The 26846-nt window shown below is 45.6% G+C and carries 18 protein-coding genes and 1 pseudogene; 7 read left to right on the plus strand and 12 right to left on the minus strand.

Annotated features, from left to right (window positions below; translation table 11 throughout):
- Position 1 precedes the first annotated feature (1 nt).
- Positions 2–292, minus strand: coding sequence for a hypothetical protein (locus tag L2744_RS06460; RefSeq protein ID WP_248991142.1), 291 nt, complete (start codon positions 290–292; stop codon positions 2–4).
- Between the two features lie 3 nt (positions 293–295).
- The gene (locus L2744_RS06465) at positions 296–598 is read right to left on the minus strand and encodes a hypothetical protein (protein ID WP_248991143.1); all 303 of its coding nucleotides are present in this window, start codon (positions 596–598) and stop codon (positions 296–298) included.
- A gap of 366 nt (positions 599–964) precedes the next feature.
- On the opposite strand from L2744_RS06465, the gene L2744_RS06470 reads away from it, so the two are divergent.
- Positions 965–1852, plus strand: coding sequence for a prohibitin family protein (locus L2744_RS06470; RefSeq protein ID WP_248991144.1), 888 nt, complete (start codon positions 965–967; stop codon positions 1850–1852).
- Positions 1853–1970: 118 nt separating this feature from the next.
- On the opposite strand, the gene L2744_RS06475 is transcribed toward L2744_RS06470, so the two are convergent.
- Positions 1971–3464 carry a permease gene (locus tag L2744_RS06475; RefSeq protein ID WP_248991145.1) on the minus strand — a complete coding sequence of 498 codons (1494 nt, stop codon included), beginning with the start codon at positions 3462–3464 and terminating at the stop codon, positions 1971–1973.
- 2 nt (positions 3465–3466) lie between these two features.
- A complete protein-coding gene (gene zntR, locus L2744_RS06480) occupies positions 3467–3979 on the minus strand; it encodes a Zn(2+)-responsive transcriptional regulator (protein WP_248991146.1) in 513 nt (170 codons plus the stop codon).
- A 340-nt stretch (positions 3980–4319) separates the two neighbouring features.
- Between zntR and purH the strand changes: the two genes are divergently transcribed.
- From purH to L2744_RS06495, 3 genes are all read left to right on the plus strand, one after another.
- Positions 4320–5951 carry a bifunctional phosphoribosylaminoimidazolecarboxamide formyltransferase/IMP cyclohydrolase gene (gene purH, locus L2744_RS06485; RefSeq protein WP_248991147.1) on the plus strand — a complete coding sequence of 544 codons (1632 nt, stop codon included), beginning with the start codon at positions 4320–4322 and terminating at the stop codon, positions 5949–5951.
- A gap of 70 nt (positions 5952–6021) precedes the next feature.
- Positions 6022–7320 (plus strand): phosphoribosylamine--glycine ligase, encoded by a 1299-nt coding sequence (gene purD, locus L2744_RS06490; RefSeq protein WP_248991148.1) that lies wholly within the window; start codon positions 6022–6024, stop codon positions 7318–7320.
- A gap of 170 nt (positions 7321–7490) precedes the next feature.
- Positions 7491–7718 (plus strand): hypothetical protein, encoded by a 228-nt coding sequence (locus tag L2744_RS06495; protein WP_248991149.1) that lies wholly within the window; start codon positions 7491–7493, stop codon positions 7716–7718.
- Between the two features lie 3 nt (positions 7719–7721).
- Here the strand turns inward: L2744_RS06495 and L2744_RS06500 are convergent, their stop codons facing one another.
- From L2744_RS06500 to L2744_RS06515, 4 genes are all read right to left on the minus strand, one after another.
- Entirely contained in the window at positions 7722–8525 is an 804-nt protein-coding gene (locus tag L2744_RS06500) for an SDR family oxidoreductase (RefSeq protein WP_248991150.1), read from the minus strand.
- Between the two features lie 76 nt (positions 8526–8601).
- Positions 8602–11181: a putative bifunctional diguanylate cyclase/phosphodiesterase gene (locus L2744_RS06505; protein ID WP_248991151.1), complete on the minus strand. Its 2580-nt coding sequence runs from the start codon at positions 11179–11181 to the stop codon at positions 8602–8604.
- A gap of 363 nt (positions 11182–11544) precedes the next feature.
- Complete coding sequence (hemE, locus tag L2744_RS06510) at positions 11545–12609, minus strand: uroporphyrinogen decarboxylase (RefSeq protein WP_248991152.1); 1065 nt, start codon at positions 12607–12609, stop codon at positions 11545–11547.
- Positions 12590–12970, minus strand: coding sequence for a hypothetical protein (locus L2744_RS06515; RefSeq protein ID WP_248991153.1), 381 nt, complete (start codon positions 12968–12970; stop codon positions 12590–12592). Before L2744_RS06515 ends, hemE begins: the two co-directional genes overlap by 20 nt.
- Positions 12971–13066: 96 nt before the next feature.
- On the opposite strand from L2744_RS06515, the gene rsd reads away from it, so the two are divergent.
- Entirely contained in the window at positions 13067–13552 is a 486-nt protein-coding gene (gene rsd, locus L2744_RS06520) for a sigma D regulator (protein WP_248991154.1), read from the plus strand.
- Between the two features lie 85 nt (positions 13553–13637).
- Here the strand turns inward: rsd and acnB are convergent, their stop codons facing one another.
- Positions 13638–16235 carry a bifunctional aconitate hydratase 2/2-methylisocitrate dehydratase gene (gene acnB / locus L2744_RS06525; RefSeq protein WP_248991155.1) on the minus strand — a complete coding sequence of 866 codons (2598 nt, stop codon included), beginning with the start codon at positions 16233–16235 and terminating at the stop codon, positions 13638–13640.
- A gap of 434 nt (positions 16236–16669) precedes the next feature.
- On the opposite strand from acnB, the gene hxpB reads away from it, so the two are divergent.
- On the plus strand, positions 16670–17329 hold the full coding sequence (gene hxpB / locus L2744_RS06530) for a hexitol phosphatase HxpB (protein ID WP_248991156.1): 660 nt from the start codon (positions 16670–16672) through the stop codon (positions 17327–17329).
- Between the two features lie 81 nt (positions 17330–17410).
- Here the strand turns inward: hxpB and L2744_RS06535 are convergent, their stop codons facing one another.
- From L2744_RS06535 to L2744_RS06545, 3 genes are all read right to left on the minus strand, one after another.
- Positions 17411–19453 carry a M13 family metallopeptidase gene (locus tag L2744_RS06535; RefSeq protein WP_248991157.1) on the minus strand — a complete coding sequence of 681 codons (2043 nt, stop codon included), beginning with the start codon at positions 19451–19453 and terminating at the stop codon, positions 17411–17413.
- 151 nt (positions 19454–19604) lie between these two features.
- Entirely contained in the window at positions 19605–21821 is a 2217-nt protein-coding gene (locus tag L2744_RS06540) for a patatin-like phospholipase family protein (RefSeq protein ID WP_248991158.1), read from the minus strand.
- Between the two features lie 170 nt (positions 21822–21991).
- Complete coding sequence (locus L2744_RS06545; protein WP_248991159.1) at positions 21992–26458, minus strand: EAL domain-containing protein; 4467 nt, start codon at positions 26456–26458, stop codon at positions 21992–21994.
- 190 nt (positions 26459–26648) lie between these two features.
- Between L2744_RS06545 and L2744_RS06550 the strand changes: the two are divergent.
- A pseudogene (locus L2744_RS06550) lies at positions 26649–26846 on the plus strand (IS3 family transposase); the annotation flags it as partial.

The raw sequence follows: 26846 nt of genomic DNA on the forward strand, positions 1-26846 counted from the left end.
ATCACCTAAAACTATACAAAGTTACATAAACCAGAATGTTAAATAGGCTTAAATACCCAACAGCCCGCCAACCGGTTCTAAATAAAAAACTAAAACTAACAATAAGTAACCATATGGGACAGATCAGCCACATATTGAATTGCACTTTAACAGCAGCATCGATGCCACCAGGGCCAAACCATGCAAACAGACCGACTAAGCCTAACGCTAAGGTAAATCCTAAGATCAACCCCGCCAGAGTTTTCGTCCACCAATCGGGTTGTAATTTTTCCGAATCACTTAAGCGAGCCATTTTCTATTTCCTACTCAAAATCAATGATAAAAATGGCACTAAACCAATCAGTAACATAAACAGGGCCAACCAAGTGAAAATAGCTGAACTTAAGGTAAACAAGCTCAACCATCCAATAAGACAGCTAAGCGATAAACCATAGGCAAAGAAACGCCATGGGCGCTTCGGGAGGGCTTGATTTAAAACAGCTTGTTGCTTATTACTAAGATAAAACAGTAAACAGGCAAGCACGCTACCCAACACTAAAATAAGCTGCAACACGCGATTAATTCCTTTAAAAAACTTGCTACTGACAAAAATCCACATTAGACCACCCTCAAATAAACCAAGGTGATGGCTTGCCTCTAGATGGACAACCAACGGCTTAGATAAGTAAGTACTAACATGATGAAAGGCATGGCTAAATCTAGTTGAATTCGCGCGATATTAGCTTTGTTGATAATAATTCGCAATACCATTTACATTCTAAAACGCTACACTGGAACCGCCATCACATTAAATCGCTCCATTATGGAATTGTTGCTACAAATGCATCTTTAAGTTACATTTTGGCGCAAAGAATAATCACTCGAACAAATCAAAAAAACCTGATTTTGTACCAATTAATACCCGTTGGAACTTTCTAGTTGAAATATTTCGCCAAATACATCACTTACAAGCAAAGGAAGCTAAATGATTAAAAATGAACTCAACTTACCCCGGACGATAAGCCTCACAAAAATAATTCCTATCCTTATTCTGTTAACCCTATTTATCTCTTTATTCGGTAGTTGGTACACAGTCGATCAGGGTGAACGTGGCGTAGTACTTCGCAACGGTAAAATTATCGGCACAGCAGAACCTGGACTTGGATTTAAAATTCCACTTATTGATACTGTGGTCAAAATATCGACTCAAACCCACACCACGAGCTATACCTCACTGCAGGCCTATAGCCGCGATCAGCAACCCGCGACACTCAACGCCTCAGTAACCTTTAGCGTACCGCCAGACAAAGTAGAGGAAGTGTATGCTAACTTCAAAAGTATCGATGCCATGGTCACGCGCTTGCTTGATCGCCAAGTGCCCACCCAAGTGGAAAACATTTTTGGTAAATACACGGCGATTTCAGTGGTGCAAGAACGGATAAAGTTTGGTATTGATGTCACTAACGCCATCACCAATTCGATCAAAGGTCCGGTGGAAATCAACTCAGTGCAGATTGAGAATATCGACTTTTCAAATGCCTATGAAAAATCCGTTGAAGACAGGATGCGCGCTGAAGTAGAAGTACAAACTCAGCTACAAAACCTTGAAAAAGAGCGCGTGAGTGCGCAAATTGCTGTGACTCAAGCACAGGCAGAAGCCGATTCCCAATTAGCCCGCGCTAAGGCCGAAGCGGAAAGTATCCGCATTAAAGGTGATGCCGAAGCCTCAGCCATTAAGAGCCGCGCCGAAGCACTGGCACAGAATCAAAACTTAGTTGAACTGACCAAGGCGGAAAAGTGGGACGGTAAGCTGCCAACCACTATGCTGCCGACCGGTACACTGCCGTTTATCGACGCCAAGAAAGCCAACTAATACCTGTAAATTTGCAAATCAAACCCATAAAAAATCCCCAATGTTAGCAATAACACTGGGGATTTTTTTATTATCAGCGGAAATTAAGCGCTGATGTTAAAGGATAATATGATTCAGATTAAGAACAGCAATCGCTGCGACGTAGCCAACTGCGGGGGATTTTATCGAACACGACTTTAGCCATTAATAGAGCAAGGACAATCCCAGAGATGGCGACCAACCACCCAGGTAGCATCTGATGTTCTTCACCAATTTGTGGCATTACCACAAAGCCAAAGGTATCCACCAAATAGTTCACTAGAATTCCCGCCACTAATGCCACGCCAAGTACGCCGCCAAGGTAACCAAACAATGCACGTTTACCGAGTTCTTTAGTCACGACCCCTAAGGTGGCAATATTGGTCGCTGGGCCTGCCATCATAAACACCAACACTGCACCCGGTGACACACCAGCAAGTAATAATCCAGCGGCAATCGGTGTTGAAGCTGTAGCGCAAATATACATAGGCACAGAAACGAGCACCATCACCAGCATAGCCAGAATGCCATCGCCCCATTTCGCTAAAAAGTCGGCGGGCACATAGGTTTGTACCAGAGCCGCAAAAAACAAGCCCACTAACAGCCACAATGTAGTATCACGCACTAAATCCGTTGCCGCATATTTAAGACCAATACCGACACGGCTTAATACGGATTGCGACTTTAACTCGGTCACCATATCTTGGGTTGATGCACAACAACTTTCCCCTTCGGCTTGAGTGGTAGCATGGTCTGAATCCATATTAGCGCTACCGCAACATGCCCCCTTTTTAACGACCACGATTTTCGCTGGCGCATCTGATACGGGAATGGATGCATTACTTGAGCAGCATGAAGTGGTTTTCTCCACTTTTACTGCGGCAACACCCACCATGGAACCCATAGTCCCCATACTCTGCACTGTGCCCATAGTCTGTGTATGAGCAACCATCAAGTTAGGAGCCGTGGTCATAGGCGTCATTTTTATCGTACTTTTTGACTCATTTTGCTGCTTTAGCTCGCCAGAGCAACAGGATGAAACCGCTTTAACGGGCTCGACGATTTGTTTTTTAGCGCCAGAACAACAGCTCTTTACGGCTTCGGCTTTAACCGCCGTTGGCTCATTTACAGGTTTCGGGGCGCAGCAAGAACCAACAGACGCTTCATTATCTAATTTTGCCGCAGCAGGTTTACCATCGTCATCATCGCGACCAACGAGTAAGCCCGCCACTATCGCGCTGGTAATGGCTGCAATCGGTCTGACGATCGCCATAAACGGGCCGAGTAACACATAAGAAACCGCTATTGAATCGACGCCCGTTTCAGGAGTTGAAACCAAAAAGGAGGTTGTTGCCGCTTTAGAGGCTCCTGAGCGACGCAGACCTACGGCGGCGGGAATAACGCCGCAGGAACATAAAGGCAGAGGCGCGCCCAGCAGTGCCGCCTTCACTACGGTTTTAAACCCATGACCGCCGAGCTGTTTTTGCATCCACGCCATTGGCACAAATACTTTTAGCAGCCCAGCCAAAATCAGGCCCAGTAACAACCAAGGTGCAGAATCTAAAAATAAATCGATAAAATTCTTCAATAACATAATTAATTCCCTGATTTTTCATGGGCAGCTTTACCAAGATCATTAAAGTGATCTGTCGGCTCTTGAAATGGGTGCAGATGCAACTCGTGGTCATGCTCTGTCCGCACACTATCTGTACTCGATTCCAATGCCTCTAAAATAGAACAATGTTCGGCGCTACGCGGCCCGCCACAACAGGCATCGGATAGACTTTGTAAACTGGCCTGAAAATGGTTCAGTTCGGCGATTTTGGCTTGTACTTGAGCCAATTTCACATCCACCATGCCTTTAACATCGGCACACACCCAGTTTGACTTATCAAGATCGATAGAAAGCAATTCGCTAATTTCGTTTAAGGTAAAACCGACAGCCTTGGCCCGCAGAATAAAGCGTAAACGCGCGGCATCGGTTTCGGTATATACCCGATAACCTGAGTCAGTTCGGCTCGAAGGTGTAAGCAAACCGTGTTTTTCGTAAAACCTCAGCGTATCGGCCTTAACCTCACATAAATCGGCCAGCTCACCAATTCGATACATAGCTTTATCCTTTGCAAAGTTGACCTTAAGTTAACAATCTCAACTCAATAGGCGGAGTATAAACCTTGGAGCCCACTCCAAGGTCAAGCGATAATTTTAAATTTACATACCGCATCGATTTAAAGCCACTTTGTTCTGATATGAATATTGTGAAATCACGCAGAAAAAACACCCGTAAATGCAGTTTTACGGTAGAATACGCGCGCCGTGATGAAGGGATAAAAGTTAGCTAATTAAAGTAAAAATAGGACCAAGGGACTTTTGGAAAGCGGTGCAGCACTAAGGCTGTTCTGTTTTCCGAAAGATCCTTGAAACTAAAATAACTGGACCCTGTACCCAAATGACTGCTGCAAATAATGCCAGACCCATTCGTCGCGCGCTGTTAAGCGTTTCAGATAAAACCGGAATTCTCGAGTTCGCCAAAGCACTTCACGCCCAAGGTGTGGAACTGTTATCGACTGGCGGCACCGCTCGCCTGTTAGCGGATAACGGCGTGCCTGTTATCGAAGTATCTGATTACACAGGACACCCTGAAATCATGGACGGTCGCGTTAAGACGCTGCACCCTAAAGTGCATGGCGGCATTTTGGCGCGCCGCGGTCTTGATGAAAGCGTGATGGCCGACAACAATATCAATGCTATCGATCTGGTTGCGGTTAACCTTTATCCCTTCGCAGAAACTGTGGCTAAAGCCGGTTGTACCTTAGAAGACGCTATCGAAAATATCGATATTGGCGGCCCAACTATGGTGCGCGCGGCGGCAAAAAACCACAAAGACGTTACTATAGTGGTGAATGCGGCCGATTACTCACGCGTACTGGCAGAAATGACGGCCAACAATGGCAGCACGACCCATGCAACGCGTTTCGACTTAGCAATTGCCGCCTTTGAGCACACTGCGGGTTACGATGGCATGATCGCCAACTACTTCGGCACTATGGTTCCAATGCATAGGGTTCCAGCCCACAGCACGGACGAATGCGCTGAGGGCTCTTTATCCGCTGAGGGTTCAAAATTCCCACGCACCTTCAACACTCAATTAGTGAAGAAACAAGACCTGCGCTATGGCGAAAACAGCCATCAAGCCGCGGCTTTCTATGTCGACACTAAAATTGATGAAGCTTCTGTGGCTACCGCGATTCAGTTGCAAGGCAAAGCCTTGTCTTACAACAACATTGCCGATACCGATGCCGCCCTTGAGTGCGTAAAAGAATTCAACGAGCCAGCCTGCGTTATCGTTAAGCACGCTAACCCCTGTGGTGTGGCGTTAGGTAAAGACTTGCTCGATGCCTATAACCGCGCCTATCAAACTGACCCAACCTCAGCCTTCGGTGGAATTATCGCCTTCAACGGCGAGTTAGATGCCGCGACGGCGAGTGCTATCGTTGAGCGTCAATTCGTTGAAGTGATTATCGCCCCAAGCGTCAGCCAAGCGGCGCGCGATGTGGTTGCGAAAAAGACCAACGTGCGCTTATTGGAATGTGGTCAGTGGAACACTAAGACCCAAACCTTAGACTACAAACGCGTTAACGGCGGCTTACTGGTTCAAGATCGCGACCAAGGTATGGTCGGTTTAGACGACATTAAAGTGGTCTCTAAACGTCAACCTACTGCAAGTGAACTGAAAGACTTAATGTTCTGCTGGAAAGTGGCTAAGTTCGTTAAATCTAATGCCATTGTTTATGCCAAAGACGGCATGACTATCGGTGTCGGCGCAGGCCAAATGAGCCGCGTCTACAGCGCTAAAATCGCTGGCATCAAGGCCGCCGATGAAGGTTTAGAAGTGGTGAACTCTGTGATGGCGTCCGATGCTTTCTTCCCCTTCCGTGACGGTATCGATGCCGCAGCGGCTGCGGGCATTAGCTGCATCATCCAACCGGGCGGCTCAATGCGCGATGCTGAAATCATCGCTGCTGCAGACGAGCACGGCATGGCCATGGTGATGACAGGCATGCGCCACTTCCGTCATTGATAACAACTTAAATCAAACTTGGCCCTAGGGATTAGGGCCTTTTCCTTTGCGATGTGTGGGAGTTTTAACCATGAAAGTGTTAATCATTGGTGGCGGCGGCCGCGAACATGCCCTTGCTTGGAAAGCCGCTCAATCGGCTCAAGTTGATACCGTTTATGTAGCACCGGGCAATGCGGGTACAGCCCTAGAACCTAATGTTGAGAATCTGGCGATCAGCGCCACCGACATTCCTGCCCTGCTGGATTTTGCCAAAACCCATAAGATTGAACTGACCATAGTCGGCCCTGAAGCGCCGCTAGTGATCGGTGTCGTCGATGCTTTCAACGCCGCAGGTTTAGCGATTTTTGGCCCAACTAAGGCCGCAGCCCAACTCGAAGGTTCAAAAGCCTTCACTAAGGACTTTTTAGCCCGCCACAATATTCCAACGGCGGGTTACAAAAACTGCACTGAAATCAGCGATGCCAAAGCTTTCGTGCGTGAACTAACGGCGACCACAGGCTATCCAGTGGTCATCAAAGCCGACGGCTTAGCCGCGGGCAAAGGCGTGATCATCGCCCAAGACCAAACCGAAGCCGATGCCGCCATTGATGACATGCTCGCCGGTAATAAGTTTGGCGAAGCGGGTTCGCGCGTAGTGATCGAAGAGTTTCTCAAGGGCGAAGAAGCCAGCTTTATCGTCATGGTCGATGGCAAGAATATTCTGCCTATGGCTACCAGCCAAGATCATAAAGCCCGTGATAACGGTGATTACGGTCCAAATACCGGCGGCATGGGTGCTTACTCGCCAGCGCCTGTAGTGACCCAAGCGGTACACGACTGGACTGTGGCGAACGTTATTCGCCCAACGGTTGATGGTATGGCGGCAGAAGGCAATGTCTATACAGGCTTCCTGTATGCGGGTTTGATGATATCGCCAGATGGCAGCGCTAAAGTACTCGAGTACAACTGCCGCTTCGGCGATCCAGAAACTCAGCCGATTATGATGCGTTTAAAGTCAGACTTAGTGGAACTCTGTTTAGCCGCCACCCGTGGCGAACTCGATAAAGTGACCGCAGAATACGACGATCGCGCAGCTGTTGGTGTCGTGTTAGCCGCTGGCGGTTACCCAGATGAGTATCGCAAGTTTGATGTGATCGAGGGTCTAAGCCTTGGTAATAACGACGGCAAAGTCTTCCATGCGGGCACTGAAATGAAAGACGGCCATGTGGTCACCAACGGCGGTCGCGTATTGTGTGCGACGGCATTGGGTAACACAGTGACCGAAGCGCAAAAGGCCGCCTATAAATTGGTCGATGAAATCCACTGGGATGAAGTGTATTTCCGTACCGATATCGGTTACCGCGCGATCGCCCGTGAACGACAAAGCTAAAAGTTAACCCACGTTAGAGCCGACTAAATGTCGGCTTTTTTATGCCTAAATGATGACTGTTCGCAGTTTAATTTTCACCGATAACGTGATCAAACGCACACTCACAGAAACTGATGGCGCGCAGTATCTAAACTCTTGTTTCTCTTAGAATCAAAAAGATGGGGTTATATATGGGCCATTCGATAAAAGATCTTATTTATCAAGGTGAAAAATCAGGTGTGCATAACTGGCAAACCCTCGAAGGGATGAGTTACTACTGGCATCCGGATTGGTTACATATTGCAGAAGATATAACGGGACATAAGGCGACTGCAACTATCGATATCGATGGGGAAAAGGCAACGCAACATGAAGCTGAAAAGGCCATAATCCAGCACCTTAATAAAAGTGATAAATAGGTACTAGTGCCCGGAGGCAATCGCCCTGCGGGCAATTTTATCGATTAATCCTGGGGCTATCAGCTTAAGCCAGCGACCAACACGGCCACGTAATGAAGTGATCAACTGACGGCCTCGCGTCGCAATCACAGGTAACATCATTTCGGCACATTGCTGCGCCGATAAAATTTTCGATTCCTGCATTGGTGATTTACCCAATGGCTGGCCTTTACCATCGAGCGCACGTTTGTGAATTTCTGACACGACAAAATCAGGACAAATCACCGTCACAGCGACATTATCATCCGCTAATTCAATCCGTAAAGAATCAAAAAAACCAATCACAGCATGTTTAGAGGCTGCATAACCACTGCGAGTTGGAACGCCCGTTAATCCGGCCAGAGACGCTACCACAACGACTTGACCATGACGTGATTTTAAATAGGGTAATGCGGCGTGAGTTAAGTAAGCAGGGCCAAGGTAGTTCACTCGCATAATATCTTCGAGGACAGAGAGCTGTGTTAACTCATCGAAGCGCGACCACATGGTCATACCCGCATTGTTGATCAAGATATCAAGGTACCCATAATGGGCAATGGCGGCATTGATTAAGGCTTTGCATTGCTCTTGATTAGCTACATCGGCAGCAAAGACAAAGGGAGGAGGACCATAATTGGCAATTTCTAAGGCAAGCGAGGCAAGACGTATTTCGTTGCGCGCACTGAGTACAAGATGACAACCAATACGAGCCAATGCAACAGCGAGTGCTCGACCAATACCTTCGGAGGCCCCTGTGATAATCACGACCTTGCCAGTGAGTCCATCCATAGCACTTCCCATTGTTGCGAATATGTTAACTTAGCAATCTAATAAACTGCCATATTCATACTAAAAGCGCAATCCTTCATGCACGTTGTGCTAAACCCATCTCATATTGTTCACGATACAGGCTTAGGGGCTGCGGTCGTCCTATCGCATATCCCTGAGCATAATTAATCCCTATAGTTTGCAATCTATCAATAATATCTTGATTCTCAACGAACTCGGCAACGGTTTCGATACCCATTACGCGGCAAACATCCTGAATCGATTTAACGATGGCGTAGTCTTTAGCGTTTACGGCTAAGTTCTTGACAAAACAGCCATCGATTTTGACATAATCCACGGGGAGCTCACGCAGGTAGCCGTAGGAGGCAAAGCCACTTCCAAAGTCATCCAACGCGAATGAAAAACCGAGTTTACGTAGCTGTTTGAGCATTTCCATACCGCGATTTCGATTTTGAATCGCCGTGGTTTCAGTAATTTCAAAACAAATACATTGACTTGGAATATCAAATATTCGTTGCTGTTGGGCAATATATTCCACCATACCTTCAGCGCCGAGACTATTGCCCGAAAGGTTGATTGAAATACAATGATCCGGCCACAGGACTGGATGCAAAGATAGCCATAAAAAAGCTTTGCGGATCACTTCTTTATCTATTTCTGGCATCAGCTTAAATCGCTCAGCGGCTGCAATAAACTGCGCCGGAGCTAAGATGCGACCGCAAGGTTCCTGTATTCGCAGCAGAATCTCCATCCGCTGGCGCTGTGGGCCACTTCCTAAACCCCGGATGGGTTGGTAATACAAAATCAGTTCATTTTCTTCAATCGCTTGAGCAATCCTTACTGCCCACTTAGGCGCGTTCCTTTGGTAGGTAAGCTCTTTATCTTTATCATCGTAAATATGAATTTGATTAGCGCCCTTCGCTTTGGCGGCAAGGCAGGCAATATCGGCGTCTTTCAACAACTCTTGAGCATTGATATAGGGCGCACGACCAAAGGCGATACCTATGCTTAAGCCCACTTTGTAGTTGCAGTTTTTATCGTTCAGCACTTGTAACGAGACTTGAGCACTTATCTGCTTTAACAGTTGTACCACAGATAAAGCACTGCGATTACACATCACTAAACCAAACTCATCCCCACCAAGACGCGCCAATAACTCCTGCGGCCCAAGACAGGCTTGCATCACTTTTGCCACCATTGCCAACATGCGATCCCCTGCCGCATGACCACAACTATCATTGATAAGCTTAAATTGCTCTAAATCGAGATAACATACGGCAATAGTTTTTGCGTCATTGGCAAAACGCGGCAGACGCTCATCAAAGGCCTGACGATTAAGCAGTGAGGTTATACTGTCAAAATCGGCTCTTTTTTGTAGTTGACGTTTCAGTAGTTCTTCTTGGGTAATATCCCGCAATACCACTACGGTGCCGATGATTTCTTTATCGTGATTACGCAGATTACTGATGCTACGCTCCATGATCCTAGGGTTTGCCGTTAGTAACTTGATTTTCGCAACTTGTGGCGCGCTTCCCCCGAGGTGGATGCAGGTGAATACAGCCTGATTTAACTGATCCCCAGCCTTTAATAGGCTAGCAAGACTCTGATTTATCGCATAACAACTCGCCATATCCAAAAGTGACTCTGCCCGAGGATTCATATAAATAACTCTGGCATCCACATCGGTTAAAATGACCGCTTCGGCAATGGACTCTAGGGTGATTTTAGCCCGCTCTTTTTGCTGATAAATCCTAGCTAGTAAACTATTTACTCGGCTGGCGAGCACTTCTAACTCTTCATTACCTTCAGCCGTTACAGGCTGATAAACACTTGCCATAGGGTCAACTAAAGCCAATTGTTGCATAAGCTTTTTAAAGGGTTTGAGTAGACCTCTTCGCAGCCAAATATAACCTAAACCAACAATAAAGGCGCCAAGCAGAATAAAGCCCATGGAAACCCAATCGAGTTTAAATCTAACCTCTTGGAAGGGCCCATCGGAAAATTGAACTTGCAGATAAACGGGAGTGTTTTTTAATAAACTGGGAACTTCAATAACCTCACTATGGATCCCTTCTATCGAAGGAGTCACCGAGGCAGAGTGGCTCATAGACACTTTCGCCACTAACAATGCCTGAGCGTATTCAAGCAGATCACTATCCACCAATTGACGTACAAGCAGCACATATTGATTTGGGGCAGATCTTACAGCCGTAACAACATAAGCTTGATTATCAACCAAATACGCGCCTTCGACCCGTTGTTCATCGGCTTCAGTAACCGCATTGGCAATTTCCCGTAGGTTATCATTTGGAAACGCTTGCTCATTAGGAAAGAAAGTCTGCAACTCACCCTGTCGTAGGATATACCAACTCAGATGGGCGGATACTGAACTATCGTGCCACGAGGATTCGAGATTTTTAAGCTGGGTATCCTGTAGCAATGATAAAGGCAAGGCATAAATATTGGTGAGAAATCCTAAGCGATCAACATCGATTTGGAATTGCTGCTGAATATTGGCAAGTTCGCGGTTAACACCGTCCTGGCGTAATAACTCAACACGATGGTCATACCAAGAACCTAAACAATAGGAGACTAAAACCACCGCTGGAAGACAAAAGCCCACAATAAATATCAGTATTTTCTTGCCTATGTGCATCTTTTACCACGGCTTATTAAGACTAAGGGCTTCGCATTATCCTTCACTGCGCCATGCAACATATCCCATTTACGAATAGGATTAAACATCACTTAGCTTTATCCGTTGCTAAAGTAAGCAATAGCATGCAATTAATTCTATTTTACCCTTTTGATTTAACGCATTAATTCATTAAATAAACAGCATAAAAACTTTATTTTTCTCAAAATCATCCATCATAAGGTTGGTGCAACACTATGATTTACAATTCTTTAACTCAATATCTACTCCATTAAACCCAACAAATCAACAATGGAAAATAGGAGGAATTAAAACGGAAAACAAAACAGGCCCATTTATGGGCCTGTTTCACATCGCAATTTATTACTTATGGTACTGTTTTGATTGTGCGTGTACAGCTTTAATAAAGGCGCCAGCATGGTCAGGATCAACATGCTGATGGATACCATGCCCTAAGTTGAACACATGACCAGTTCCTTCACCATAACCCGCAAGGATTTGGCCGACTTCTTCTTCGATGCGTGGAATTGGCGCATATAACATTGAAGGGTCCATGTTACCTTGCAGTGCCACTTTATGACCGACACGGCGACGGGCATCGGCAATGTCTACCGTCCAATCTAAACCTAAAGCATCACAACCAGTTTCTGCCATGGCTTCTAACCATAAACCACCGCCTTTAGTGAATAGCGTTACTGGCACTTGGCGACCGTCGGCAAAACGTGTCAGCCCATCAATAATCTTCTGCATATAGCGCAGTGAGAATTCACGATAAGCCGTATGCGATAACGCGCCGCCCCATGAGTCAAAAATCATTAATGACTGGGCACCGTTGGCCACTTGGGCATTCAAATATAAAGTGACAGAATCGGCTAATTTATCGAGCAGCATGTGCAGTGCAGCAGGCTCGGCATAAGCCATCTTCTTAATTTTTTCGAAGGTTTTGCTCGAACCACCTTCTACCATGTAAGTCGCTAAGGTCCAAGGTGAGCCAGAGAAACCAATTAATGGCACAGCACCATTTAACTCACGGCGAATAGTGCTAACAGCCTTCATCACATAACCGAGTTCATCCTCCGGATCAGGGATTGAAAGCTTTTTAATTGCATCGATAGTGTCTGTAGGACGCTCGAAACGTGGGCCTTCGCCCGCCTCAAAATACAGACCTAAGCCCATAGCATCAGGCACTGTCAGAATATCGGAAAATAGAATAGCAGCATCAAGCTCATAACGACGCAACGGCTGTAAAGTTACTTCACAGGCTAATTCATGGTTTTTACATAGAGACATAAAGTCACCCGCTTGTGCGCGAGTCGCTTTATATTCAGGGAGATAACGGCCAGCTTGACGCATCATCCAAACGGGGGTCATATCGACAGGCTGTTTTAGTAGGGCGCGTAAATAACGATCATTCTTTAATTCTGCCATTTGGCTTGATTCCTAGACTTATTGAGATCCGCTGGGGCGGTAGTTTAGCATTTACGTGAATAATGTAACCAATATGAGCTAATTTATGTGAGCTAATCCCCATCATTAGCGTCCATTTAGCCAGTTCAATCCAAAATGTTAGCCAGATAACATACTGTTTAATAATCAAACTAGAAGTCACAGTCAGACAGAAAAAAGTTGCGCCGGTTCCCTGCCTTTGGTATAAAAAGTCTGCGCTAGCAAGAACAATCAAGAAGCTCGTCGCATCGAGCCTGCTATATACTTTACTCGCCCAACGATAGCTTTCTATCGTTGGGCTTTTTATTTCTGTTTTTTCATACAAAACAGCTGGTTTGTCCATTTGACTCTTTGTCGCAAAAGCGAACAAAAAGGGTTGATCGAATCCTGACTTGTCCCTACATTAGGATCATGTGCTGGCGGCTAAATGGAATGCATCATGCTGAGAAAACTTGAAAAGGCAGAACGAAAGTGGGGCGGTTCAAATAAGCTTATAGATCAATGGCTGGAAAATCGTCGCAAACTACTAGTGCATTATTGTCAGATTGCGGGCCTCCCCCCCTACGGTAAATCGGAAAAATCCTTACCCTCCTTAGAGCATGTTAAATCCTTCTGCGATCTATTAGTGGATTATGTTTCCGAAGGCCACTTCGAAGTGTACGATCAAGTCGTCAACGCCTGTGAAAAATTTGGTGCATCGAGTAAAACCTTAGCTCAACAAGTTCTACCAAAGATCACTCCCACCACAAGTGCGGCATTGGATTTCAATGATAAATATGCAGAAGCACAGGATGATCAAGTTTTGTATCAGCTAGATAAGGACTTATCCGACCTTGCCAATACAATGGAAACCCGTTTTGAACTTGAGGATGAACTCCTCGAAGTACTGCATAACAAGCATTCAGAGCAAGCCCAACAGGCGTAATTCATCCCACAAAGTACGCTCTTTGCTTTAGACAATAAAAAGCCAGCTTGCGCTGGCTCTTTAATTTCAGTTTAACGCCAATCAATTACACCGCAGATTGAAAGATCACTTGCGATGCTTTCTTAGTGTAGGAATCGATTTGATCGAAGTTCAAGTAACGATAAGTGTCAGCTGCGGTCGCATCTAACTCTTTAGCGTATTCTTGGTACTCTGCTACCGTTGGTAAACGACCTAACAATGCAGCCACCGCAGCCAGTTCAGCAGAGGCTAAGTAAACGTTAGCGCCTGTACCTAAACGGTTAGGGAAGTTACGAGTCGAAGTCGATACCACTGTCGAGCCTTCAGCCACACGTGCTTGGTTACCCATACACAGTGAACAACCTGGGATCTCGATACGCGCACCTACACGACCGAAAATCGCATAGTAGCCTTCTTCGGTCAGCTGATCTCTGTCCATCTTAGTCGGTGGTGCGATCCACAGACGCGTTGGCAGGGTTTTAGCAAACTTGTCTAACATCTTACCAGTGGCACGGAAGTGACCAATGTTAGTCATACAAGAACCGACGAACACTTCATCAATCTTAGTTTGCGCAACAGATGACAGCAGAACGGCATCATCGGGATCGTTAGGCGCACACAGGATTGGCTCTTTGATGTCGTTTAAGTCGATTTCGATAATCGCAGCGTACTCAGCATCTTTATCGGCGCTCATCAACTCAGGATTGGCTAACCACTCTTCCATGCCTTTGATACGACGTTCGATAGTGCGACGGTCACCGTAACCTTCGGCAATCATCCACTTAAGCATAGTGATGTTCGAGTTCAGGTATTCGATAATAGGTTCTTTGTCTAACTTGATAGTACAACCCGCGGCAGAGCGCTCGGCCGAGGCATCAGACAATTCGAATGCTTGCTCAACTTTGAGTGACTCAAGACCTTCGATTTCCAGTACACGACCAGAGAAGATGTTCACTTTACCTTTCTTCTCAACGGTCAACATACCGAGCTCAATGGCTTTAAGCGGGATAGCATGCACCAGATCACGTAGCGTGATACCCGGTTGCATTTGGCCCTTGAAGCGCACTAATACCGATTCAGGCATATCGAGCGGCATAACGCCCGTGGCCGCAGCAAACGCTACTAGGCCAGAACCCGCTGGGAATGAAATACCGATTGGGAAACGCGTATGTGAGTCACCACCTGTACCAACAGTATCTGGCAGCAACATACGGTTTAACCATGAGTGGATAACACCGTCGCCTGGACGCAGCGATACACCACCGCGGTTCATAATGAAGTCAGGCAGCGTGTGATGCGTGTTCACATCAACTGGCTTTGGATAAGCCGCAGTGTGACAGAATGACTGCATAGTTAAATCGGCGCTAAAACCTAAACAAGCTAAGTCTTTTAGCTCGTCACGGGTCATAGGACCTGTCGTGTCTTGTGAACCGACAGAGGTCATCTTAGGTTCGCAGTATTGACCAGGACGCACCCCGACAACGCCGCAAGCTTTACCGACCATCTTCTGCGCCAGAGTGTAACCTTTACCGGTATCAGCGATATCTTGCGAACGCACAAACACGTCGGACACAGGTAAGCCTAACACTTCACGGGCCTTGTCAGTTAAACCACGACCAATAATCAGTGGAATACGACCACCAGCACGGACTTCATCTAATAACACTTCAGTTTTTAAGCTGAATTCAGAAATGACTTCATCGCTACCGTGACGTTTAACAACGCCGGCATAGGGATAGATGTCAATGACATCGCCCATTTCCATCTTGCCGACATCAAGCTCGATTGGCAGTGCGCCCGCATCTTCCATGGTATTGAAGAAAATCGGTGCAATTTTGCCGCCGAGGCAGAAACCACCAGCGCGCTTGTTTGGTACAAAGGGAATATCATCACCCATAAACCACAGCACTGAGTTAGTCGCTGATTTACGTGATGAACCTGTACCCACAACGTCGCCCACATACACTAATGGATGACCTTGCGTTTTTAGTACTTCGATTTTTTTCACTGGGCCGACGGCACCAGCAACATCAGGCTCGATACCATCACGGGCGTTTTTCAGCATAGCTAACGCGTGCAATGGGATATCAGGACGTGACCAAGCATCAGGTGCTGGAGACAAATCATCGGTGTTGGTTTCACCAGAGACTTTAAATACTGTCAGAGTGACTTTGTCGGCCAGTTTTGGACGGCTTAAATACCAATCTGCATTTGCCCAAGCTTCAACTACTTGTTTAGCAAACTTATTACCCGCTTGCATCTTCTCAACCACATCGTGGAAAGAGTCAAACATCAGTAGGGTATGGGCTAGGGCTTTAACGGCCAATGGTGCGAGGGCTGGGTTGTCCAGCTGCGCGATCAGAGGTTCGATGTTGTAGCCGCCTTGCATAGTGCCTAACAACTCAGTAGCACGCTCAGCAGACAGAATAGGTGAAGTTACAGTGCCTTTAGCCACTGCATCTAAGAAAGCGGCTTTAACATAAGCGGCTTCATCAACACCTGGGGGAATTCGATTTTCAAGCAGGTCGAGAACGAAAGCCTCTTCACCTGCGGGTGGGGTTTGAACCAATTTAACCAGTTCAGCCACTTGATGTGCATCTAATGGCTTAGGGACTACGCCCTCTGCAGCACGTTCTGCGACGTGTTTACGATATGCTTCTAGCACGGCAACATTCCTCTTTGTTTGGCGCTCTAACAACGAAACTGCACGTCTTCTCAATTGAAGTAGACAGTCCGACATGATCGACCCGTATTTCCGGCCAGCAGTATACTACAGCTTTGCAAAAGTATGAATCAGGTCACACTCGGCGAAAGGCGAAATAAGGGCTAAATCCGACGGTATAAACAAACTTACGGGAATAATAAAACAAACGAAATTAGACAATAGTTTGAAAACTGACAAAAAACCATAAGCTACAAATAGTTAACATACGTTTATAAATTTAAAATCGAACAACTCTTTTCCGTGATTAACCTGTAAATCGATATAAATTTTTCTTATCTTTTTGTTTTTTGGCTTTTAAGATGTAGCACCAAACCTTACACTCAGGTTCAATTTGTTGCATCTGACAATGATCATCCCAGTCCATCGGAGTACCCATGACATCCCTTAGTATTCAAGCCGTTATTTTTGATATGGATGGTGTTTTAATCGACTCAGAACCCCTATGGCAACGCATTGAATACGAAGTATTATCCGCACTCGGAGTCCCTGTCACCATAGAAACCATTCAGCAAACCACAGGGCTGCGTATCGACCAATGTGTCGATTATTGGTATCAAAAGGCACCTTGGGCAGAATACGACAATGCAAAAGTCAGCCAAGCGATAATTGATAAAGTCGCAGATGCGATCCTGATTAGCGGCGAAGCCATGCTAGGCGTCAGTGAAGCCATTGCACACTGCCAAGCACAGGGGCTAAAAATCGGCTTAGCCACTTCATCCCCAACAACAATCATTAATGCCGTGCTTACCAAGTTGGGCTTAAGAGAGCAGTTTATGGCGATAGAATCGGCCGAAAACCTGCGCTATGGCAAACCTCATCCAGAAGTTTATTTAAATTGTGCCAAAGCCTTAGGTGTCGATCCCCGTTATTGTCTCGCCATTGAAGATTCCTTCAATGGTTTAATTGCGGCGCGCGCAGCAAATATGCAAACGGTGGCTATTCCAGCAGTAGAGCACCGCGGAGAAGCAAAATGGGTTATCGCCCACCATCGAGCAGAGAATTTATTGGCCTTACCTAGCATACTCGGACGTTAATCTTTTGAGATAACCTTTTCCTATATCCGAATAGTAAAAAAGCCAGACAATGTCTGGCTTTTATTTTACCGATTCAATCTGTTACCAGATTTTCACCCTTTCATTGGGTTCCAAATACATCTTATCGCCTTCTTTCATCTCGAAGGCTTTGTAGAAGGCTTCGATATTACGTGGCGTACCCATGGCACGGTAATGGCTCGGTGAATGGGGATCCGTCAGTAAGCGACGACCCAGCTCTTCATCACGGTAATTACGACGCCATACTTGAGACCAGCCAATAAAGAAGCGTTGCTCACCCGTTAAACCGTCAATCACAGGGGAAGGCTGACCATTTAAGCTCATAATGTACGAGCGCGCGGCCACAGTTAAGCCACCTAAGTCGCCGATGTTTTCCCCTAAGGTCAAATCACCATTAACAAACTTGCCAGGCAGAGCCTCATAACCTGAGTATTGCGCCGACAGTTGCTTGCCGCGTTTTTGGAACTCTTCGCGGTCTTTATCCGACCACCAATCGCGCAGATTACCGTCACCATCGTATTTTGCGCCTTGGTCATCGAAACCATGGCTGATTTCATGGCCGATCACCGCACCAATACCACCGTAGTTCACGGCATCATCGGCATCCATATTAAAGAATGGCGGTTGCAAAATGGCGGCAGGGAATACGATTTCGTTTTTCACTGGACTGTAGTAAGCGTTAACGGTTTGCGGTGTCATGCCCCATTCAGTGCGATCGATTGGCTTACCTAACTTGTTGATCATGTCTTGATATTCAAACCTAGCGTAACGCAGATAGTTACCTACCAACTCGTCAGCTTTGATCTCTAAACCTGAATAGTCTTTCCACTTGTCTGGATAGCCGATTTTATAGGTAAATTTAGCCAGTTTTTCCTGAGCGGCGACTTTCGTTTCTGGCGTCATCCACTCAAGTTCGTTAATGCTGACTTCAAAGCCTTTGATCAGATTTTTGATCATGGTTTCCATGCGCGCTTTGGCTTCTGGCTTGAAGTATTGCTTAACGTACTCTTCGCCCACTAACTCACCAATCACTTGGTCGGCACCATCGACGGCTTTTTTCCAGCGAGGTTGTTGCTCTTCAATACCCATTAAGGTTTTGCTCTTAAAGGCGAAGTTCAAATCAACAAAGTTTTTGCTCAGTAACTCGGCATAACTGTCCACTAAGTGGAAAGTTAAATAGTCCTGCCAAGCCGAGACAGGGAATGCATCGAAGTTTGCACCGAGTTTTTCGAAGTAAGAAGGCTGACGCACGATAATGTCGGTGACTTTATCGCCTAAACCCGCACTGGCCGCGAAGGCATTGAAATCAAATTGACCGGTTAACTTTTGCAATTCAGCACGATCTAGCTTGTTGTAAACCTTATTCGCATCGCGGGATTCGACACGGCTCCACTGGCTTTGTGCGAGCATCATCTCGATATCAGCCACGTTTTTAGCCGCCCGCTTGGCGTCTTTGTAACCCGCTTCTGTCAGTATGTCAGTCACATACTTGGCCATCGCTTGGCGATTAGCGGCAAACTTAGGATCGTCTTTCAGGTAATAATCGCGGTCCGGCAGCGTTAAGCCAGATTGACTTAAATACACCGCATATTGAGTCGAGTTTTTAGCGTCATTATTAACATAAAAACCAAAAGGCATCCCCGCACCGCTCGTTAACAACTTGCCCATTACTGCGGGTAGATCGGCGTGGGTTTTGGCGCCAGCGATATCGGCAAGCAACGGATTAAGTGGGGTAACACCTAAGGTTTCAAGCAAATCGGTGTTCATAAAACTGGCGTTAAAATCACCAATTTTTTGCTCATTTGAGCCAGGTGCTGCGTTCTTTTTCGCGGCGACTTCATCGATGATTTTTTTCAACCCATCTTGGCTTTGATCGTACAGGACAGAAAAGGCGCCATAGTTAGATTTGTCGGCCGGAATAGGCGTATTGGCAAGCCATTTACCGTTAACGCTGTAGTAGAAATCGTCTTGATGGCGAACTGAGGCATCAAAGTTTTGCAATTCAATGCCAGACACCGCAGCGACTTCAGTTTTAGGCTCGCTGCTGCAAGCGGCTAAGCCTAAACTCAAGGCGATACCCAGTGCCAATGTGCTTATCTTCTTCATTATTTCCCCCAGTTGAGGTTGAAAGTGTTATTATTTTTCCGCAAAACCTTAACATCTTGCCAAGCATCGCAGTAGCAAGATTTTGTAAAAGGTTATGACACTTTACAAAAATTCGACAATTTTGCACCTATAGCACCGCTAAATCGCTTTTCTAAAAATTTTTACCTACAAACAAATAGAAAGACCTATCGCCAAAGTCTGTGATCCCAAATCCTAATGCTGCTGGCCCTAACGCGGTATCTGTACCTACATAAAGACTCGAAGCATAAATCAGATCCGTCAGTGTGACTTCAGTACGTTCATACCAAACATTCCCCGCCTCTAAACTCCAGCCAAGATAAAGAGGATAATCCCTCATACCAAGGGCATCACGTCCGAGATCGTATTGATAAATAAAGGCACCAAACACTTTGTGCGCCCCGGTAAGAGAGTTTTTATGATAACCAGAAAGATTTAAAAATCCGCCTAGATCAGAAAGATGCAGCGTATTGACGCCATCGTTATCATTAGTTGCGATTGAGGTCTTACCCACAAAAGCATGGTTGCCCACACTCAGGGCACCTTTCCAATCCGCCTCTATCTGTACACTGTAATTGTTTTCATTGTTATCGATAACATCGTCAAAATCTTCGTTACGAAGATAGATATTAAGCGTGATGCGATTGCCAGATGTGGGGAAACTAATGCTATCTAAACTATCGTAGCCAAATCTCAAATAGGCGCCGTAGGACTTGAAATCTAAACTCTCAATTAACCACGCATCATTTTCTATCGCACCTTTTTCACCAAGGATACCTAATTCAATACTTCCCTGAAGGGTATAGTTGTAACCAATACCAAACTCAACGGTGTGGGTTTTCTTATCGAAAACTAAGACACGGCTGTTATTATCAAATAGATCCCAGTTACGGATATCGTATTGATATCTGGCCCGACTAAAGAACTCCTGATCCCTATCGAGGGGTTGATAGAATTCGGTGGCAAATAACTTTTCAAACCCAAGTTTGACTTCATTACGCCACTCGCCACCATTGAAAGTTAAATCAGTCATAGTGTAAGCCATATCAAAACTGATGGCCGAGTCGGCATTAAAGTCATCCTCCCAGTTAAAGCCGAGCTGAAAATAATTCGGTCCCCAAGACTTAGCCTTAGTGATAACAGTCAGTGTCCGCCCCTCTTCTCCTTCAACAAACTCAGCATCAACACGTTCAAATTTATTGAGGGAATAAATACGTTTTAATGCCTCATTTAGCTCATCTTTAGATACGGCTTGTCCCTTGTGCAGATTTAAGGTTTCCTTTAAGAGGTTCAGGCTCACCTTAGATTGGTTATCAAACACAATTTCACCAATGGGATGCGACACATCCGCCATCAAGAGTTTGCCTTTAGCTCTTTTAGCGTCAACGTAGATGGCATATTCCTCAGGGCTCACACTCATCCTGCTCAGCTTATCGAGTTGATTATTCGCCGCTTCTTTTCCGAGGGTTAATGCCAGTGGCATGATAGTAAAATCAGTTGTACTTAAAGCATCGATAGCTGGGCGAATTAACACATCTTTATCTGTCAGTAGCTGTTTTTGCTTCTCGGTGCTAGCGTTAGTCAGGAAGTTTGATAACTGATCGAGTACGGCTATAGTGCTGTATAATTTATCTTTTTTGACTAGAGGTGAACCAATATCGACGGCAATAATAATGTCGGCACCCATGGCTTTAACCACATCGATGGGCATGTTATTCGCTATCCCCCCGTCAACCAGCAACTTGCCCTCAAATTGTGTGGGCTGAAGTGCACCAGGCACAGTCGCGGACGCTTGCATCGCATTCACTAGGCTACCGTGGCTGATGATAACGGGTTGGCTAGTTTCCAAATCGGTTGCTACCGCGCGGTAGGGAATCGCTAAATCATCAAAATTACCAAATTGTTGAACTAAATCGGTTGATTGCCTGAGTAGCTGCGACATTGTCTGCCCGCGCAACACGCCGCTTGGCGCCCTAACTTCACCTTCGTTGTAACCGATATTGAGGGGAATATTGTAGCGATCGCGTAACTGTTTATCCCTAAAACTCAAAATATTACGGGGGATCGTATCCGAATAGCCACTATCCCAATCAACGCCCATCATAATACTTTCAACGTCACTGGCGCTGTACCCAAGGGAGTACATTCCTGCGACATAAGCACCTATGCTTGTGCCCGCAATGTAATCCACTGGGATATTATGTTCCTCTAATATTTTAAGCACACCGACATGGGCCGCGCCTTTCGCTCCACCACCACTGAGTACCACCCCAATTTTAGGCCGTTCAGCAGCCACTAAAGGGGTAAATAACAAGCATAAAAAGATGGAGGCGAGTATTCGGCGCATCATGAAGGGTCACTTTTTATAGGATAAAAATTCGAGTTATACTAACAAACTTATGCATTTAACCGTCAGTCATATTTTATCTGAACCGATGAGTTCACTGACGGTTAACATGGAATAACGACAGTCCTTTTAGTAGTAAAATCCTGTTTCAGTATGAGATCCACACCCTGCAGCTATCTTGAGCTATTTGTGTTCGCAGCCGCGATATAATGTTCAAAATCCGTCACCGACATAGGTTTCGCAAAATAGTAACCTTGGATGACATAACAACCTCGACCGAAAACCTGTTCTAACTGTTCTACCGTTTCAATCCCCTCTGCAACCACATTTAATTTAAGATTGCGCGCCAATTCGATAATACTGCTCACTATCGCTTGGTCTGCAGCATTAGTCGCAATATCAATTAGGAATGATCGGTCAATTTTTAGCGTGTTAACATCAAAATGCCGTAAATATGCCAGTGATGAATACCCTGTTCCAAAGTCATCAATTGCAACCTCAATGCCTAAGGACTTTAATTGAGTTAAATGACTTTTTGCGACCTGCAACTCCTTCATCAATACCCCTTCGGTGATTTCTAATCCAAGGGATGAAGGCGGCATCTGGGTTTCTAGCAAGATTTTTTGAATGCCATCAATAAAATCGGCCTGACGAAAATGCACTGCTGAAATATTCACCGACAGCTTAAATGGCTCAGGGTAATCTTTAACCCACTTTGCCCCGTGTAAACAGGCTTGGCGTAATACCCAGTGATCAATCTCAACAATAAGACCGCATGCTTCCGCCACCTTAATAAAAATATCGGGACGAATAAATCCTTCCTGTGGATGGCGCCAGCGGATCAAGGCTTCCATACCGACAAATTTATCCCCCTGCACAATATCAATCTGCGGCTGGTAATAAAGTTCAAATTCCTCACGTTCAATCGCTTTTCGTAAATCGGCTTCTAAGCGTAAATGGTATAAAGCCTGCGCGTTACGTTCCGACGAGTAATATTTAAAATTCCCACGCCCTTCTTCCTTCGCATGGTACATGGCAAGATCGGCATTTTTAATAAATGCCTCAGGCTGAATGGCATCATCAGGCCAAATGCTAATGCCAATACTGGTGGAGATATAAAATTCCCGGCCAAACAACTTGAAGGGCGCAACTATCTGTGCCAATAACCGCTCGGCAACGTGGTTAATCTCATCGAGACTATTCGCATCTCGCAGCAAAATAACAAATTCATCCCCCCCAAAACGACAGAGTAAGTGCTCGCTAGAGATACAGGACTGCAGTCGGTTTGAGGCTTCAACTAAAAGAGCATCCCCCATACTGTGGCCGTAGGAATCGTTAACATGCTTAAACCTATCGAGGTCGAGGAAGAGCAGTGCCAGTTTTTCTCCTGTTTGCTGCGCCACTTGTATCGACTGCAATAGTCGATTGGAAAACAAGGAGCGATTAGGCAAACCCGTTAACACATCATAATTGGCAAGACGCCTTAAATCGGCTTCGGTTCTTTTACGCTCGGTAATATCTGAAAACACAACGACATAATAATGTTCTTTATTATTTGCAGTTTGCATTACCGACACATTGAGCCACACAGGACACAGGCGGCCGTTTTGACCTACTAACTCACGCTCCCCCGTCCAAGACGTTTCTTTCTCTAGTAACTGTTTAATCTCATTAGACAAACCATCATTCATTTGCACAAATTGAGAAAAGGACAAACCAACTAAATCACTGTCACCTGAACCGATAATCTGCTGTGCCGCATGATTAGCGACCCGAATATTCTCATTACTCTCTAAAATCAATACACCTTCAGAGGTGTTTTCAAAGGCTTGAGCCAGTAATTTAACTTCATCCTCGAGCAGCCTCTGCACGGTAATATCGCTGTAAATCCCAGCGGCACGCTCAATCTCATGGGTATGTTTATTACGGGTAACAGCGCGCCCCCTTACCCTTAACCATCCCCATTGACCATCTTTACGCTGATAACGATATTCGGTCTCAAAGCGGTCCACTTCCCCCGCTAACATACTCTTCCACTGAGTCAGAACTCTGTCCCTATCCTGTGGATGCACAGGTAAATCCTCGAGTGAAACAACGATATCATTCGCATGATCTCCAAGTACGCCACCACGATTATCGAGATCAAATTCTTGAGTATCTTTATGCCACTCCCAAAGATCTGAGTCGCTACCACGCAATGATTGCCTTAATCTGTCATCACTCTCAGTTAATGCCTGATTCATCAACATAAAGGTACGAACCTGTCGCTGCCGATACCAAGCAACACTGAGCACAATCCCTAAAAATAGCAGGAGTAAAATGCCTTTAAACCCTTGGGATAACCACCAGTGTTGCTCAACATAAAATGGAAATGAAAAAGGCTTACTAGACCATATCCCATTGACTTGGCTTAAAATATCTAACACATACTCACCGGCAGCTAACCCCGCAAGATTGATTTGAGACTCTCCCTGCAATAAAACGTAACTGTCATCCCCACCCTGAGAGCGCAGTCGATACTTAAACTGCATCGGTGAATCATCAAGGTAATCGAGATTGGTGATCTGTAAGCTCACGATATTGGCATCGGGTTTAATCACCATCATGGGCTGGGGGAGCAATGACACCTCGGTGGCGTTATCGTAATACACAGAGACAGACTCAAGCATGACATGGTCATAGTTAATACGGTTTACAAGCCCATCCACATCCAATCGCATGACACCTTCTGGCGTACCCAAATAGAAACCCATTTGGGGAGAATAGAAATAGGCCCCCTCATTCATCTCATCGGATATAAACCCATCCCTATGGTTGAAAATGGCGATATTTCCCGTCTCTGTATCCTGACGGATTAACGAGTCAGCACAACCCACTAGATTCGACTTAGGTGTTTTTTGGATAAAAAACACCGAACTGCAGTTTAATTGCCACTCCTGCGTCAGGGATGTTAGCTCATCGGTTTGTTGATGGTATTCAAACAACCCTTTCTCGTAGGAACCAAACCACATAACGCCAGATGACATTTCCTCAATATGGCTCACAGTTGGGGGCGTACCGAAGGCACTGAATAGGTGTCGCTTATCGTGGAACTCACCCTCAAGATCAACATAACCAAAGATTTTTTTCCCACCAACCCATAGATTACCGTCTGAGGTGCGATAAATAGTGCGAATGGTCGGACGTTTGGGCTCATTAGCGTTATTGGAGAGTCTAGCTATATCAAAGGGGTGAGGTTCGGATAAACCTAACTCCCAGAAATACAGCCCAGTTGACGTCGCAATCCAAATACGTTCTTTTAGCTGCGGATCTTTATAGGTTTTATAGACTAGCTTATTTTTAAATCCATCTTGACCATTGACCCACTGAGAAAAACTTTTACCTTGTAAGGTCTGCTTATCGACAACAAAAAGCCCTCCCGTTGTCGATATCAATAAATTATGCTCACCAAACTCATTGATATCGTAAATACCTTCGTGTGGCTCTAATCCATCAATGGGGATATCCACCGCTTTTGGGCTATGTTTGCCAATAAAAGCCAAGCTTGAAGACCCCAACCAAACCCCTTCGTCATTTGCACGCACGGACCAAGTCATAGCATCGGTCAACTGGTAAGGTTGATTGGCGGTATAAGTCTCGAGAATAAAATCCGGTGGCGAGGCTAGCAAAGCTAAACCGTCACCAGAGCCACCAACCCACATAAGACCAGAACTATCGAACAACATAGTCTTCAGTATTTCCATGTTGGCCTGCGTCTTGAGTTCTTGCTGATAGTTTTCAACTCGACGAGTTTCGGGTGACCATTTCAACAACCCAATACGGCTGGTAAACCACAAAGCTCCTTTAGGATCCTCAACAATTGAGGTGCACCATTCGGGCAATTCTGGTACTGCCACTATTTGTTGACTAGCCAGATCGAGCTGATAAACCCCTCGCCCTGTCGCAATCCAAATCCTATGCTTTGTATCCTCGAACATATCGAGAATACTGCCCATAGCCTCGGTCCAAGGGTATTGCAACCGGCGTTCGCCATTTTTATCCAGCATTGCTAACTGCAATTGGCTCGCCACTAACATTTCACCATTTGGCAATGAAAGTAACTTACGCCAAGGAAGATCACGATTAACGGGTAACTGAGTGATAATCGACAGCTCAGTCTTTGCGGGGGAAAAATCGTAAATATGTCCACTATCGGTCAGCAACAACCATGTTTGATCATTCTTGCGAGCAGCAGAAAGAAGTGCTCCACCCACATATTGGGGAAAGAGCTGAGGCGAACCAAAAACAGTAAATTGATTGTTAACTATGTCATAAAGGTAAATAGCGGAATTGGTGTTAACGAGTAAATGGTCACGATCAATATTGACCACTGAGGTTAAAAAGTCATCCGCAAGGCGCGACTCTGAACCAATTTTGTCGATGCGTCGCACCTTAGAATTGCTGACTCGATATAGCCCCTGCTCAGTCGCCGCCCAAACAAAACCGTGATCATCTAAGGCCAAACCTCGGATACTGGTCGCGGCCAAACCGTCTCTGTCGGTAAAGACACGTTGCACAAAGCCACCCGCCCAAACAGAGCCTAGGCTAGTGGTGAAAAGGATAAGACATGCTAGAAGTATTCTAATTATTTTTATCTGCATTTGACGACCATAGGTGTACTCTAGCAGCTCAAAAGCCTCAATTCATCCGCTGGTTTACAGAAAAATTACATTTTTTATTGTCTTATACCCATCGTATAAATAAAAAAGCGCTCATATGAGCGCTTTTTTAGTCGAATGTGACCCGTCCTAAATAGCGTTGACACTTTTCAAACTCATTTTGGAGAGTGTAATGACTTCAACAATTAAACGAACTCAACGTGACTATTCCCTCGCTTTTAAATTGGCCGTTGTTGACCAAGTGGAAAAAGGCGAGCTGACCTATAAGCAGGCCCAAGACAAGTACGGTATTCAAGGTTGCTCCACCGTGTTAGTTTGGCTACGCAAGCATGGAAAACTGGATTGGTCCCAAGGGACACCATCTACATCA

Origin of the sequence: Shewanella profunda, assembly GCF_023283765.1 — a bacterium.
Taxonomy (GTDB): Bacteria; Pseudomonadota; Gammaproteobacteria; order Enterobacterales; family Shewanellaceae; genus Shewanella; species Shewanella profunda.